At 33.6% G+C, this 14,816-nt stretch carries 16 protein-coding genes; 14 read left to right on the forward strand and 2 right to left on the reverse strand.

The genetic code is table 11. The features are described from left to right. Positions 1-102: 102 nt before the first annotated feature. The 7 genes from ACQH2P_RS04850 (at position 103) to ACQH2P_RS04880 (ending at position 3,260) form a co-directional block, all read left to right on the forward strand. On the forward strand, positions 103-363 hold the full coding sequence (locus ACQH2P_RS04850; RefSeq protein ID WP_425363242.1) for a hypothetical protein: 261 nt from the start codon (positions 103-105) through the stop codon (positions 361-363). A 73-nt stretch (positions 364-436) separates the two neighbouring features. After that, positions 437-613, forward strand: coding sequence for a hypothetical protein (locus tag ACQH2P_RS04855; RefSeq protein ID WP_425363243.1), 177 nt, complete (start codon positions 437-439; stop codon positions 611-613). A 10-nt stretch (positions 614-623) separates the two neighbouring features. After that, positions 624-857, forward strand: coding sequence for a Bbp19 family protein (locus ACQH2P_RS04860; RefSeq protein WP_425363244.1), 234 nt, complete (start codon positions 624-626; stop codon positions 855-857). 59 nt (positions 858-916) lie between these two features. Further along, the gene (locus ACQH2P_RS04865; protein ID WP_425363245.1) at positions 917-1,852 is read left to right on the forward strand and encodes an Rpn family recombination-promoting nuclease/putative transposase; all 936 of its coding nucleotides are present in this window, start codon (positions 917-919) and stop codon (positions 1,850-1,852) included. A gap of 4 nt (positions 1,853-1,856) precedes the next feature. Continuing rightward, the gene (locus tag ACQH2P_RS04870; protein WP_425363246.1) at positions 1,857-2,300 is read left to right on the forward strand and encodes a hypothetical protein; all 444 of its coding nucleotides are present in this window, start codon (positions 1,857-1,859) and stop codon (positions 2,298-2,300) included. Between the two features lie 146 nt (positions 2,301-2,446). Then, entirely contained in the window at positions 2,447-2,767 is a 321-nt protein-coding gene (locus ACQH2P_RS04875) for a recombinase family protein (protein WP_425363247.1), read from the forward strand. A gap of 97 nt (positions 2,768-2,864) precedes the next feature. Next, on the forward strand, positions 2,865-3,260 hold the full coding sequence (locus tag ACQH2P_RS04880; protein WP_425363248.1) for an ISAs1 family transposase: 396 nt from the start codon (positions 2,865-2,867) through the stop codon (positions 3,258-3,260). Here ACQH2P_RS04880 and ACQH2P_RS04885 read toward each other — a convergent pair. Further along, complete coding sequence (locus tag ACQH2P_RS04885) at positions 3,232-3,372, reverse strand: hypothetical protein (protein ID WP_425363249.1); 141 nt, start codon at positions 3,370-3,372, stop codon at positions 3,232-3,234. The two genes, ACQH2P_RS04880 and ACQH2P_RS04885, sit on opposite strands and share 29 nt — an antisense overlap. An 8-nt stretch (positions 3,373-3,380) precedes the next feature. On the opposite strand from ACQH2P_RS04885, the gene ACQH2P_RS04890 reads away from it, so the two are divergent. The 5 genes from ACQH2P_RS04890 (at position 3,381) to ACQH2P_RS04910 (ending at position 7,922) form a co-directional block, all read left to right on the forward strand. Beyond that, positions 3,381-3,596 carry a hypothetical protein gene (locus ACQH2P_RS04890; protein ID WP_425363250.1) on the forward strand — a complete coding sequence of 72 codons (216 nt, stop codon included), beginning with the start codon at positions 3,381-3,383 and terminating at the stop codon, positions 3,594-3,596. 43 nt (positions 3,597-3,639) lie between these two features. Then, positions 3,640-4,956, forward strand: coding sequence for a PD-(D/E)XK nuclease domain-containing protein (locus tag ACQH2P_RS04895; protein WP_425364108.1), 1,317 nt, complete (start codon positions 3,640-3,642; stop codon positions 4,954-4,956). A 163-nt stretch (positions 4,957-5,119) separates the two neighbouring features. Beyond that, positions 5,120-5,521, forward strand: coding sequence for an IS630 transposase-related protein (locus ACQH2P_RS04900; RefSeq protein WP_425363251.1), 402 nt, complete (start codon positions 5,120-5,122; stop codon positions 5,519-5,521). A gap of 178 nt (positions 5,522-5,699) precedes the next feature. Beyond that, positions 5,700-6,371 carry a nucleoside 2-deoxyribosyltransferase gene (locus ACQH2P_RS04905; protein WP_425363252.1) on the forward strand — a complete coding sequence of 224 codons (672 nt, stop codon included), beginning with the start codon at positions 5,700-5,702 and terminating at the stop codon, positions 6,369-6,371. Between the two features lie 228 nt (positions 6,372-6,599). Further along, positions 6,600-7,922: an IS5 family transposase gene (locus ACQH2P_RS04910; RefSeq protein ID WP_425362501.1), complete on the forward strand. Its 1,323-nt coding sequence runs from the start codon at positions 6,600-6,602 to the stop codon at positions 7,920-7,922. Positions 7,923-8,368: 446 nt separating this feature from the next. Here ACQH2P_RS04910 and ACQH2P_RS04915 read toward each other — a convergent pair whose 3' ends face one another. Next, on the reverse strand, positions 8,369-8,500 hold the full coding sequence (locus ACQH2P_RS04915; protein ID WP_425363253.1) for a hypothetical protein: 132 nt from the start codon (positions 8,498-8,500) through the stop codon (positions 8,369-8,371). A gap of 263 nt (positions 8,501-8,763) precedes the next feature. On the opposite strand from ACQH2P_RS04915, the gene ACQH2P_RS04920 reads away from it, so the two are divergent. Next, a complete protein-coding gene (locus ACQH2P_RS04920) occupies positions 8,764-8,886 on the forward strand; it encodes a hypothetical protein (protein ID WP_425363254.1) in 123 nt (40 codons plus the stop codon). Between the two features lie 382 nt (positions 8,887-9,268). After that, complete coding sequence (locus ACQH2P_RS04925) at positions 9,269-14,602, forward strand: autotransporter outer membrane beta-barrel domain-containing protein (RefSeq protein WP_425363255.1); 5,334 nt, start codon at positions 9,269-9,271, stop codon at positions 14,600-14,602. Positions 14,603-14,816 lie beyond the last annotated feature (214 nt).

Consider the following 14,816-nt stretch of genomic DNA (forward strand, 5'->3'; position numbering starts at 1 on the left):
AATAAATAGGATTTTTGAAGGAATAGTGTACCTATTTCCAGAGAATCTTATAATTTGTAGCAAAAAAGACTTTATTCACCCATTAAATAAGCTTTGTTAACAGTGTCTAGATTACAACAAGCTAATGAAATAGCAGAAAAAGTAGGCTTTTCACCATTTGCTATTGGTAGGAAATATTTACGGGAAGAGATGATAACTAAAGTAAGAAATTTGCTAGGTACGTGTCGAATAGATGCCGAGAAATGTCAGCGTGGTATTAATGGTCTCTATGAGTTTGACGCTACTATAGTTATGCCTATAGGATTAGGTGATAAAGAACATAACTATTGTAAGTTGTCATTCTTAGCAACGGCAGGAATCTAGATACCTGCTTTCGCAAGGTTAACACAAAGTTTGTATCACCTAATTCAATAGGTTTCACTATATCAGTAACTTTTTGCCTGAGATTTATGATAATATCAACTGGGATGAATGTTTTAAACTATTTTTTGAGCTGAGAGGGACTCCAAGTTCAATCCTTAAGAATGAGCAAGAAGTATTACAAATCAGACAACAACGTAAGATGATGCAAATGCAACAATTACAACAGCAGCAACAACAGATACAAGACTAAGGGAAAATAAATGAAACTATCAATTAACTCACCCCCATCAAATTTACTAACAAAAGAGCAATTAAAATCAATTTATTGCAAGCTTTTTAGTGGAGAAGATGGTAAGATAGTATTAGAGGATTTAGCTCAAATGAGTGGTATATATCGCAGCAATTTCGTTTGGCAGGAAAGTGATTACACTGCCTTCCTTGAAGGCTACCTAAGCGTTGTTTCTATATATCTGCTCGCAGGTTTCAGAAGATGATGGAGTTAATAATATCGATGGTGCTAAAATAGAGTAGTTTTTTATAATGAGGATAAGTTATGAGCAGTAAACCGCTGATGTCGTTGGACTACGCAATTAAATTTTTACTGAAAAATAAAGGTGACTATGAGATAGTCGAGGGCTTTATTTCGGCGATACTTAGAGATGTCGGTGGCTATCCAGCAGTAAAAATCATTGCCTTGCTTGAAAGTGAAAGTAATAAAGAAAATGAAGACCTAAAAAAAAGCGTTGCTGATGTTATTGTTGAAGATCAACAAGGTCATAAATATATTGTTGAAATAGATCGCACATATACTAGCCTGTTGCTTCATAAAGCTTGTTTTAATAGTAGCCGGTTGATTGTCGATAGTATTTATGCTAGTCAGGATTATACTAGTATCAAGAAAGTATTTCATATCAACTTAATATATTTTGCTTATGCAGGTATGAAATCGCCTTTATGTCATGGTAAGACTATTTTTAGAGAAATCGATAGAGAACATCCTTTAGATGTACATCTTGCCGATAAGGAGGGTAAGGTAGTGGATATTCATAATGTATTTCCAGAATATTTTATTATTTCTGTACCACTTTTTGACGATATTATAAAAAAGGAAATGGATGAATGGTTGTATTTTGCTAAACATGCTGAAGTTAGAGATGATTTTAAATCACCTTATATGAAGAAAGTAGCTGAACGACTTAGCATCCTAAAAATGACTGATAAAGAACGTATAGAGTATAATAGATATGTCAATGAATCCTTAAAACAACGTGATTATATAGTTTCAGCTGAGCAAAAAGGTAGAGAAGAAGGCAAGGCTGAAGGCAAGGTTGAAGGCAAAGTTGAAGGTATTAAAGAAAATGCTATAGTTGTGGCAAAAGAAATGTTAATTGATAATGAACCAATAGAAAAAATAGCTAAATATACAAAACTAACCATTGAAGAAATAAAAAAGTTAAAAAAAGAACTAGAAAATTCAAAAGAAGAATAAGCATATGAGCAAAGAATTAATTGCCAATAACTATGAAACTAGCCCTACTTTCTCTGGTAATGACTGGCTAGCTAACATGCCTGAAGAAATACGCAAAGCTGAGTCGCTGGGTAAATTCAAGGATGTATCATCTTTAGCTCAGAGCTATTTGGAAGCAGAGAAGAGCTTGAATCAGCGAGTTGCTGTGCCAAAAGATGACAGCTCTGATGAAGAGTGGCATAAATTCTATAGTCGTTTGGGACTGCCTGAAGATAAGAGATATACTGATAAACGCTCCAAAGAAGATGAAGAATATTTAACCCGTTATGAGGATATGTTTTACCAAAGCGGGCTATTAAAATATTTTCTACGTTGTTCGTTGTTGAAATCTGGTAATCCATATAAAGCAAACTTTTCTAGTTCAGAGAGAATAGCCAGTTTGTCGTTTTTTATCATGGCAATAATGTGACAATAATTCAATAGATATAATGTCTTATCAAACGAGCGTTTGTTGAGACAATAATTTTTCTTTCAAAAGACTATCATATTTTATATTATATTGTCATCTCATAAATCTAAGTTTGGGATACTCATCATACAACACAATAAATGAGAATGAATAGAAAAATTGGATATGCACGTGTTAGTAAATATGAACAAGATTTACAAATGCAAATTGATGCACTATTAAATTTAGGATGTGAGAAAAATAATATATTTACTGATCATATATCTGGGGCTAAAATTGAGCGACCAGGTTTAGATCAATGCATTAAAATATTGCAGAAAGGTGATACTCTGATTGTCTGGAGATTGGATCGCCTAGGTAGATCAATGTCACACCTTGTCTCTTTAATAGAGGATTTAAAAACTAGAGGTGTAAGTTTTAAATCATTGTGTGACGGAGATATTGATACTACCACGGCGGTCTCATGAACAGAAGGTAAAGAAATGTTAATAATAAAGTTTTTGCAAATAGTGGAGTAATATCGTAAGAATCTCTTAATAAAATAATTATTATTTGGAGATAGTGATGTTAAGAGAGAGAGAATTCGTCAAGAACTTTGCAGAACATTTTTGGGATATTGAAGATCATAGACAAGAAAGTAAGATAGCATATCCCTTAATAGAGTTAGTGTTTTTAGCAATGGTAGCGGTTGCCGCACGGGCGGAGAGTTGGGAGGAGATTGAAGAATTTGGCAAGGCACATATTGATACTTTGAGAGAATATTTTCCGTTTGAAAATGGTACGCCTAGTGATTGTACAATTAGACGTTTTTTTACTAGTCTTGATTCTAGTCAATTAAATAAGGTGTTAGTAAAATATTTTACTAACAATTTAAGTGAAAAACATTATGCAATAGATGGTAAAACGCTGAGAGGAACAAAACATGAGGGTATCAGAGCATTACATTTTTTAAATGTATAGTGAAACCTATTGAATTAGGTGATACACACTTTGTGTTAACCTTGCGAAAGCAGGTATCTAGATTCCCGCCTTCGCGGGAATGACAACTTACAATCGTTATGTTCTTTATCACCTAATCCTATGAGCATAACTATAGACGTGGTATTTAACGAGGATGCAAGTAGCATAAGACAAGGCAATGCTCCTGCGAATATGGCAATTATCAGAAGATTTGTATTAAATATTTTAAATAAAATAAAGACTAAAAGGGAGATTAGACCCAAAATGATGCTTACTATGGGTTGGTCACCAAAGAACTTAAAACGTTTTACTAATGCTTTAATAGAAATTAACTAATTGTTCATGAGGCCGCCGTGATCATTACTTAAATCATCATGTGATGGAAGATACAGGGCTATTAGATAATGCACAAAAAGAAAAACTAAGGCGATATTTTGATGGGAAACTTGATAAGAATGATTTAAAAAATAGTTTACGTTTTTTAAGTGAAGTGTTGTACAAACATTTTAAGCAAAAAGTCTATATATTGATCGATGAATATGATACACCGATCAGTAGTTCCTACATTAAATTTGGCAATAAGACGGAAGAGTTTGAGCAAGTACTTGAGTTGTTTCGTGGGATGTTTGGTAGTAGTTTAAAAGGTAATCCTTGTTTAGAAAAAGGTGTAATTACTGGCATTTTGCGTATTGCTAAAGCTAATTTATTTTCAGATTTGAACAACATTACTGAATATACTTTGCTTGATGATGATTTCGCTAAGTTTTATGGCTTTACCCAAGGGGAAGTTGATGAATTACTAATTAAAGTACCACTTGAGACAAATCCTGAGCAAATTAAGGATTGGTATAATGGCTACACATTTGGCGGAGAGATAATCTATAATCCATGGTCAATTATGCAGTGCCTTGCTCATAAGGGAAAACTCGATACTTACTGGATTGATAGTGGTGGTACTGGATTTGTTGATAAAGCATTATTGTCAGATAAGATACAAGAAGATTTACAAAGCTTATTAGAGGGGAAAGGTATAGTTAAGCGATTATATACAAAAATCTCACTAGGAGAGATTGAAGATGATCCCAACATCTTTTACAGTTTATTATTATTTGCCGGTTACTTAAATCCGTTACTTGCTGATGATAATCCAGAGGATCCAACTTATCGTTTAACGATCCCTAATAAAGAAGTAAGAAATATTTACATTACAAGAGTAAGAAAATGGGTGACAAATAAATTAAATATTGAAATTAATGAGTATGATAATTTTATCAAATTACTAATTAATCATCAAATAGTTCAGTTTGGCGAGAAACTTCAAGAATTTTTACTAAAATCAACCAGCTACCATGATATGCTTGTGGAGAGAGGTTACCATAATCTGATGGGTGGAATATTAGCACCACTGACGGTGCAATATGTAATAGAATCGAATAGAGAGTCAGGGCGTGGCAGATGTGATCATATGTTAGTACCAATAGCTGGTCGTGGAGATAGTGCTATTGTAGTTGAATATAAAATAGCCAAAACGGCAGGAAACCTAGAATCTGTTGCCAAAGAAGGGCTAGATCAAATAGCGAGAAAACAATATGACGCTAAAATAAAAGAACATGTGCATATCAAGAAAATTGCCAAGATTGCTATAGCTTTTTATGGTAAGGAAGTTGCATTAGAATATCGAGTTGATGAGCTATAAGGAAGATACTGTCTATTTTAAATTATAATTTAAGAATTGTAGTAGCTTCGTTAAGGTATAGTTTACATATTCAGGTTGAGCGGAAGTGAAAAATGTGATATCAGTAGCAAGAATGCTTTGACAATTTCAACTATAAAATGTATAGTAAAACATATTAAATTAGGTGATAAGATATGATAAAAATAAGAGAAAAATGTCAACAAGCCCATATAGCGAAGATTTAAGAAAAAAAGTAATAAATTATATAGAAAAAGGCAGCAGTCAAAGAGCTGCTGCAAAGATATTTGACATACATAAAAATACAATTAGTCGTTGGAACGTAAGGAATAGAAAGGAAGGAACGATATTAGCAAGAGCTAGATTAGGTTTTAAAAGTAAAGTTGATAAACAGAAATTAGAAGAGTTTGTAAAAAGCAATCCAAATGTTAAGTTAAGAGATATTGGTAAAGAATTTGGAATTACAGGATCGCAAGCTGGTAGGATATTAAAAAAGTTAGGCTTTAGTTATAAAAGAAAACCTTTAGCTACCTGGAAACAAGTGAAGAAAGAAGAGCAGAATATTTAGAAGAGCTCAGTAAATATGATAAATTCGCTATTCTCCGACAGGTTCCTAGAATATCGTTTGATGATAAAAGCCAGGTGGTAACTAATCCGGTAGAAGTTTAAAAACTTTACAGAACATAATTTGATTTTTTTGTTAACAACTAAATATAGGGCTTTATAAATATATGCTTAATCACTCTATGAATTTATCTGCCTCTTCTGAGAATGATGATATAACTAAAAAATCTTATAATTTATATTTTGCAGGTCCCTTATTTACTAATAAGGATCTTATAGGTAATTTATATTTATCTTTGGCATTAGAAGAGGCGTCTAATGGTAAGTATAAATGTATATTGCCCCAAAATTTAGAACAAAGAGATGCCCACGCTCAACATATAAAAAATAATGATTTAAAACAAGTAAAAGAAACTGATGGGGGTATATTTAGTTTTGACGGTTCGGAGCTAGATACTGGTACAGTAGCGGAATTTATTCACAGTAAATTTTTAGATAAACCTGCAGTATTATATAGAAGTGATATTAGATCTGGTGGCAATGATCACAGAACAAATTCTGATCCTTGGAACCTGATGCTATCGAATTATCCCCGCACTAAAGTTGTTATTATTGAGGATGTAGTAATAAAATATCAAGATTTATATAAGCAATATTCAGGTGATACGCACAGTATAGCGAAAGCATTATCTCTTCTTATAGTTACACCTATTGTTGAGGCATTAGATGAAGTGTTTGCTATACCTCCACTAATCTCACATAGGAGCTTAGAGAAAAAAACAATATATGAGCATTTTGATATATTTAATGATTTACACAATGATGGAGACCATCCAAAACCAGAGGGTATGTGAAGTCCATGTAGGGGGGTAATGGATAACCTCTTTTTTTTCCGAAAAGCTTAGAATCCAGGTCATAAGTTAATTTTCTTATAAACTACATCAACAATATGGTGGGCTATATAGTCTCCCCGTCAAAAGTCTAGAAGGATAATATATAATATGGTTAGCGGGTAAAAATATCTAGATAATCCATAAGAAAATGCTATAATATTGGCAGAAACCTTATGGATTGTATGAATTATGCCGATAGAAGATATAATAAAATCCCAAAAACAAGGACAGCTTTTTGGTTATAAATTGACCGAAGAATTAAACCCTAATAACAAGTTATATAAATTAAGATCGTTAATAAATTGGACTGTTTTAGAGGAATGGTTATTGACAAATGTTAATATCAAGAAATTTGGTAGGAATCGCAGATGTCACAGGTTATTACTTGGAGTAACTATGCTGCAAGCGATGTATAACCTGTCAGATGCTGCAGCTGAAGAAGAGCTGAGAGAGAACGTATATTGGCAATATTTTTGTGGTTGGGAATATTTGCAGAAAGATGCTGAGATATCAGAAGCTAGTATACGAAGGTTTCGTGCTATATTAGGGGAAGAAGGATATAATGAGATATTAAAAGAATTAACAAGAATTGGTTGCAAAGTCGGAGTGCTTAAAAAAAAAGACTTAGCATCGATAATCGTTGATACTACAGTACAAATTAAGAATATTAAGTATCCTCATGATGTGTATTTGATGGATAAGGCAAGAATAGAGCTAGTAAAGTTATGTCATACTTTAGGCATTAAGTTACATGAGACATATGCCAAGCAATATAAAAAAGACATAGTAAAATTATGGAAATATAAGGATAATAGTAAAGCCAAAAAACGTAAGAAGGTAATGCAACATTTAAAGATATTGCTGGGTCGTTTAATAAGAATATGTCAGCGAGAAATAGCAAAAACAAAGTTAAGTTTGTCATTAAAGCAGCAAGAAATACTAAATAAGATTAAAAAGATTCAGGCACAATCTATACTGAGTAAAGCAGAGAAAGAGCGATATAAGGAGGATAATAAAGTATTATATAGTTTTCACGCACCGGAGGTAGAGTGCATAGGTAAAGGGAAATTAAACAAACCCTATGAGTTTGGTAACAAGGTTTCGATAGCAGTAAGTGGTCGAGGTAATTTTGTATTAGCGGCCAAATCATTTCATGGCAATCCATATGATGGTCATACATTATCGCAGACTGTAGAGGTTGTAAAGAAATTAACAGGAGTGGGAATAGCCAGGACATTTGTTGATTTAGGCTATAAGGGGAATAATTTTAAAGAAAAAGACAAGGTGTATAGCCCATATTGCAAGAAGAAGCTATCCTCAGATGATAAGGCAATGATCAAGAGAAGAAGTGCTATAGAGCCGATAATAGGACACCTTAAGCATTATGGTAGAGTTGGCAGAAATTACTTAAAAGGAGTAATAGGAGATATAATAAATCCGTTAATTTCCGCTGTAGGATTGAACTTACGGTGTATTGGTAATCACCTTCTCAAAACAAATTTTTCTACATAAAAATGACTCAATAAAAGAAAATTAATCAAACGATTACAAAATCGTTAACAAATCATCGTGCAAAAAATTTCTAGAAATCATCTTTTTATATTAAAAATTTACATCAAAAGAATTAAACTCTAAAATTTTATACAAAAAATTTTTTGCTAAGCTGCTAATTTTTTAATTTTTTGCACTTTTGACGGGGAGACTATATAGCCAATATTATGTTATTAGTTATTACAAACTTGTTTAGTCGTATTTTTATATAGACTAGCAATATATAGTACTCATTTCTAGGTTTCAACACTCTAATAATAATTCATGACTTATTATTGGATTTTCTTAAGCGGATACCATTGTATCCGCTACATCCCCATCAACGAAAAATCTAGCATTAACTTTTCTATGGCTGCTCGTTTATCTGTAGCATTTCCAAACCCAAGCCTTTAATACTGACTTAATCTTCACCAACGGTATGATATAGTGAAACCTATTGAATTAGGTGATACAGACTTTGTGTTAACCTTGCGAAAGCAGGTATCTAGATTCCCGCCTTCGCGGGAATGACAACTTACAATCGTTATGTTCTTTATCACCTAATCCTATGAGCATAACTATATCTGAAATTCCAGAAAAATATTAGTCGGGTAACAGAGAGAATGGTAACATTTTCTCTGTTACCCGACTATTGATGTTCCCCATATTAAAATATTACTGCACATATATGCTTAAATTAAAAATAAAGATAGTTTTTTCCTAATTATCTACCATATCATTACCCAAAAAATTAACAATAATATCAAATAATGTGAACCAAAGGAAACTATAAAATCAGTTATAGTTATGCCTATAGGATTAGGTGATAAAGAACATAACTATTGTAAGTTGTCATTCCCGCGTAGGCGGGAATCTAGATACCTGCTTTCGCAGGTATGACACAAAGTTTGTATCACCTAATTCAATAGGTTTCACTATAATATGAGTTAGGTATTTTGGGCAATGCGGTAGAATGTTGATAAATTTACAACTTAGAGGATATAAATATAATCTTTTATTAAATATTTAGTATATACAATTGTAGGTTACTGTTACAATCATTAATTAGGTAATGATGACGTAAAGATTTTTATGTGAATTTATCAGATTGGTGTCAAAAGATCTGTCGGTTCAACTTTTTTGACACAAAAACTAAGTTTAAAAAATGAGAAGGGGTAGTTATTTAAAATATTATTAATCAATGGCATTCATTTGGAGGGTGTTTTTTGTGCAAGTGGAGTGATTCAGTGCAAATTAGGGTAAATTATACCATTCCAAACAAAGCCATTCAACAATGGAGAAGATTACATATGAATTCAAGAATAAGCATGTTATTCAATGTTGGGTTAGCACAATTAGTATTAATCAGTGCATGTAAAACTGAAGGTAGCGGTTCACCGCGTGTCAAGCTTGGTGAATCTAGAACATCATCGGGAATTCTCACTAGTAGCAATATTGTAAACTTAAATGCATCATTGTATGATAGAGAATTAGATTCAGAAAACATTCCACCACCGAAAGCAAACATTCCACCACCTAAAGGTTTTAGTAAATCTAGATCATCATCGGGAATTCTCACTAGTAGCAATATTGTAAACTTAAATGCATCATTGTATGATAGAGAATTAGATTCAGAAAACATTCCGCCACCTAAAGCAAACATTCCACCACCTAAAGGTTTTAGTAAATCTAGATCATCATCGGGAATTCTCACTAGTAGCAATATTGTAAACTTAAATGCATCATTGTATGATGGAGAATTAGATTCAGAAAACATTCCACCACCAGGGGTAAGTCCAAATAAATCTAGCTATGGTGCATACTTTAAATCTGAGGGTGGCAGTCCACCAAGGGTCAAAACTGATAAATCTAAATCACCATTGAGAATTCTTACTGTTGGGAATACTGTAAATGAGTTTGAGCCAAATGACACTTTGTCTCAAAAAGCAAATGTTTCGTTACCCTTAGATTCATCATTGTCTGATGAAGAATTAGATTCAGAAAACATTCCACCACCCAAAGATTCAAGTGTTTCAAGTCCAAATAAATCTAGCTATGGTGCATACTTTAAATCTGAGGGTGGCAGTCCACCAAGGGTCAAAACTGATAAATCTAAATCACCATTGAGAATTCTTACTGTTGGGAATACTGTAAATGAGTTTGAGCCAAATGACACTTTGTCTCAAAAAGCAAATGTTTCATTAAACTTAGATGCATCATTGTCTGATGAAGAATTAGATTCAGAAAACATTCCATCACCCAAAGATTCAAGTGTTTCAAGTCCAAATAAATCTAGCTATGGTGCATACTTTAAATCTGAGGGTGGCAGTCCACCAAGGGGCAAAACTGATAAATCTAAATCACCATTGAGAATTCTTACTGTTGGGAATACTGTAAATGAGTTTGAGCCAAATGACACTTTGTCTCAAAAAGCAAATGTTTCGTTACCCTTAGATGCATCATTGTCTGATGGAGAATTAGATTCAGAAAACATTCCACCACCAGGGGTAAGTCCAAATAAATCTAGCTATGGTGCATACTTTAAATCTGAGGGTGGCAGTCCACCAAGGGTCAAAACTGATAAATCTAAATCACCATCGAAAATTCTTACTAATAGGAATACTGTAAATGAATTTGAGCCAAATGACACTCAATCTCAAAAAGCAAATGTTTCGTTACCCTTAGATTCATCATTGTATGATAGAGAATTAGATTCAGAAAACATTCCACCACCAGGGGTAAGTCCAAATAAATCTAGCTATGGTGCATACTTTAAATCTGAGGATAGCAGTCCACCAAGGGTCAAAACTGATAAATCTAAATCACCATTGAGAATTCTTACTGGTGGGAATACTGTAAATGAATTTGAGCCAAATGACACTCAGCCTCAAAAAGCAAATGTTTCATTAAACTTAGATGCATCATTGTATGATGGAGAATTAGATTCAGAAAACATTCCACCACCAGGGGTAAGTCCAAATAAATCTAGCTATGGTGCATACTTTAAATCTGAGGGTGGCAGTCCACCAAGGGTCAAAACTGATAAATCTAAATCACCATCGAAAATTCTTACTAATAGGAATACTGTAAATGAATTTGAGCCAAATGACACTTTGTCTCAAAAAACAAATGTTTCGTTACCCTTAGATTCATCATTGTCTGATGGAGAATTAGATTCAGAAAACATTCCACCACCTAAAGGGGTAAGTCCAAATAAATCTAGCTATGGTGCATACTTTAAATCTGAGGATAGCAGTTTACCAAGTGCCAAAGCTGATAAATCTATATTACAGATGGAAGTTCTCACTAATACTAGTACTGTGGATAAGTTTAACCTAAATGACACTCAATCTCAAAAAACAAATGTTCTATCAAGCTTAAATACATCATTGTCTGATGGAGAATTAGATTCAGAAAACATTTCACCTAAAGGGTCAAGTAGTTTAAGTCTAAAGCAATTCAGCTATAATTCATACTTTGCATTTAAGACAGATGTAGATGAGAATAGAAGCCCCTCATTATTAACGCAAGAATACACGAGATCAACGCCAGAGCTGTCTACAATTGTCCAGCAGAAATCACATAAAGTAAGGTATCCATTTCAAGAAGTAAATCAATTATTAGATGAACATAATTATACAGAAAGGCAAAGCTCTGGATTACAAGAAATATCAGAAGAAGTACTTCTTTTGGGAAAAAAAAGAAATTCATCTATAGAAGAAAGCAAGTTATTTAGAGAAAGAGTAGATAAATCTATAGAAGAAATAAAACAAGCTGGAGTAATAACACGGAATCCTAGTGCAAAAGTAAATAACTCATCAAAAGAGAATATACCAGGTATTATTGCAGCAACATCTAGTACAAAGGTAAAACGATGGGATGCAATTAGTCCATTGTCATCATACCAAAATAGTGGTACTAATCTTGGTAGTTCTCCAACTACTAGTCCTGCTAAACTCGCTACATCAACACCTGCTAAGGTTCCACCAAATCTTGTGCTATCACCTTCTAATAATTCTCAATCAGATGCGTTCAGAGATTGTAGAGATAGTCGTGATCCTATCCTTGAATCTCCTATTAAGGATGTAACGACGAGTACTTCTAATAAAAAAAACAGTTCATCTAATATAAGTAGAGTATTAAGCCCATTATTCAATAATAATGGTTCAAAGAACACAGACTTGCTAAGTACAGATAATCAGCTCCAAAAAATAAAACCTCAGGAGGATGAAGAACAAGAATTAATTCTTGAATTCAACAATCTTAGTATTACTGAGCCTCCTGACTTAGGAACATCAAGCAGAGGAGCAGAACCGCTAATATTGCCAACAACATCAACGATGCCCAATACCCATCATCGGAATCAATTGAAGGAATTAAAACAAAAGCATAAAGATAATGAGTTTAAACAAGCAATGAAAAGACAAGAACAGAGGAAGAAAGATGAAACTAGAATAGAAGCTAAAATAACAGCAGATAAGAAGCAGGTGCTGGATATGGTGAAACAAATGAATAAGGAGCAGAGACAGCAGGCACGAGCTGAGCAGAATAATAGGGCAATTGACCGACAACCTATTGTTCCTAAGCCGGTTGTTCAACAACCATTAACTCCTGCAACTAATAGAATTCCTGATGCTGCATTTACTCAAAACAATATTGAACCAAGCATAGTGCTAGATGAAGAGGGGTGGACTAAAGTAGAAAGTAAAGCCCAGAGAAAATTTAGGAAAGATATTGCCAAACTAGCAAAATTACAAGAAAAGTTAGTAGTGGAGCAGAATCATAGAATAATTGACCAACGACCTATTGTTGCTCAGCCGACAGCTCAACAATTATTAGCTCCTGCAACTAATAAAACTCCTGATGTTGCATGTACTCAAAACAATATTGAACCAAACATAGTGTCAGATGGAAATGAAGGAGAGTGGAAGGAAGTAGTAAGTAAAAAACAAAAGAGACTCAATAAGAATATTGCCAAACTAGCAGAATTACAAAAAGAGTCAGCAGTGGAACAGAATAATGGAGCAATTAACCAGCAACCTATTGTTCCTAAGCAGGTTGCTCAACAACTATTAACTCCTGAAACTAATAAAATTTCTGATGCTACATTTGTTCAAAATAATACGGGATCAAGCATAGTGCCAGTTCAAGGTGAACAACAGGAAATGGTACGTAAAAAGCGGAAGAAACGCAACAAGAGGAATACTGAAAAACAAGTAAACGCACAGCCAGAACAAGTAGTAGTACAAAAAAAAGAAAACTCAAATCAAAATTTAGAATCAGAAAAGAAAGAAGCAATAGAAGTACAAAAAAAAGAAAACTCAAATCAAAATTTAGAATCAGAAAAGAAAGAAGCAATAGAAGTACAAAAAAAAGAAAACTCAAATCAAAATTTAGAATCAGAAAAGAAAGAAGCAATAGAAGTACAAAAAAAAGAAAACTCAAATCAAAATTTAGAATCAGAAGAGAAAGAAGCAATAGGAGTACAAAAAAAAGAAAACTCAAATCAAAATTTAGAATCAGAAGAGAAAGAAGCAATAGAAGTACAAAAAAAAGAAGACTCAAGCTCAAAATCAGAAACACCATCGAGTCCAGTGTTACAGTCAAATATACCAGCTGACAACGATACTGCTTCTCGTAACAACAACGATGAATTAATATTGCAAGAACAGGTAAAAGCATTAGAACAACAAACAGTAGAAGTACAAAAACAAGTAACTTCAGCAACAATAAATTCAGTAGTGTCAGTTTTTGATTTTATAGAACAGTCTGTTCAATCAAGATTCCACCAATTTGATCTTGCAGTTCTTGGCTCTGGTGATGAAGATAATGTTATGTCTAAAAATGTCTGGATTAGTGGTACGATTGGAACAGCTAAGTATAATGGTTACAATGTGTTAAGTAGATATACCGGCAGAACTAGGGCTGCAACTATAGGGGGTGATATAGAGCTGCAAGGTGGTAGTATTATAGGAGGAGCTTATAACTATGTCCTATCTAACTTTAAATACAAGAATCGTACCGACAAAGTTGCTGCCCACGCCCACGTAATATCTATATATGGTCAAACTAATTTGTCTGATAAATTAATACTACAAGGCGTTCTTTCCTTTGCTTTTGGTAATGTTTCTGCAAAAATACCAGTACAAAAGCAGTTGGCTAAGGCTAAATTTGCTAATACTTCATATAGTAGTAAGGTAGTAGTTGCTCACAAGTCGCAGGTTGGTAAAGTATTAATTACGCCAAATATTGGACTAAAGTACGGAGGATACAATATTGCGGGATATAATGAAAGCTTTGAAGCACAAAGTCTCTCGGTCGCTGCTACTAATGACAGGAGGGCTTCTGGGATTATAGGGTTTGAAGCAGTTATACCAATGAAGATCAATGATACTACCCAGGTGATTCCTGGATTGCATATAGAAGGCGAGAGGTTTTTGCATAATAAGCAACAGAAGGTTCGTATGCAGATAACGTCAGGTTCCAATAGAAGAGAGGAAGTATTGCTACTTGAAAAACCTGCTAAATACAACTACAAAATTGGCGGAACTATTACTCTAAAACGTGGGGCAACAGAAATTATGGCAGTATATGATTATTTAGCTTCTAATAATAAATACTCTAGCCATCAAGGTTCGGTGAAGTTGAGAGTATCATTTTAACCTGGGTTAGTAGAGGTCATGATATAGTTATGCTCATAGGATTAGGTGATAAAGAACATAACGATTGTAAGTTGTCATTCCCGCGAAGGCGGGAATCTAGATACCTGCTTTCGCAGGTATGACACAAAGTTTGTATCACCTAATTCAATAGGTTTCACTATATAATTCAGAAAATATTCTACGCTAAGGTAATATAAATTGTATCATCCTTCAT

It is taken from the genome of Candidatus Tisiphia endosymbiont of Hybos culiciformis (assembly GCF_964030975.1).
Taxonomy (GTDB): Bacteria; Pseudomonadota; Alphaproteobacteria; order Rickettsiales; family Rickettsiaceae; genus Tisiphia.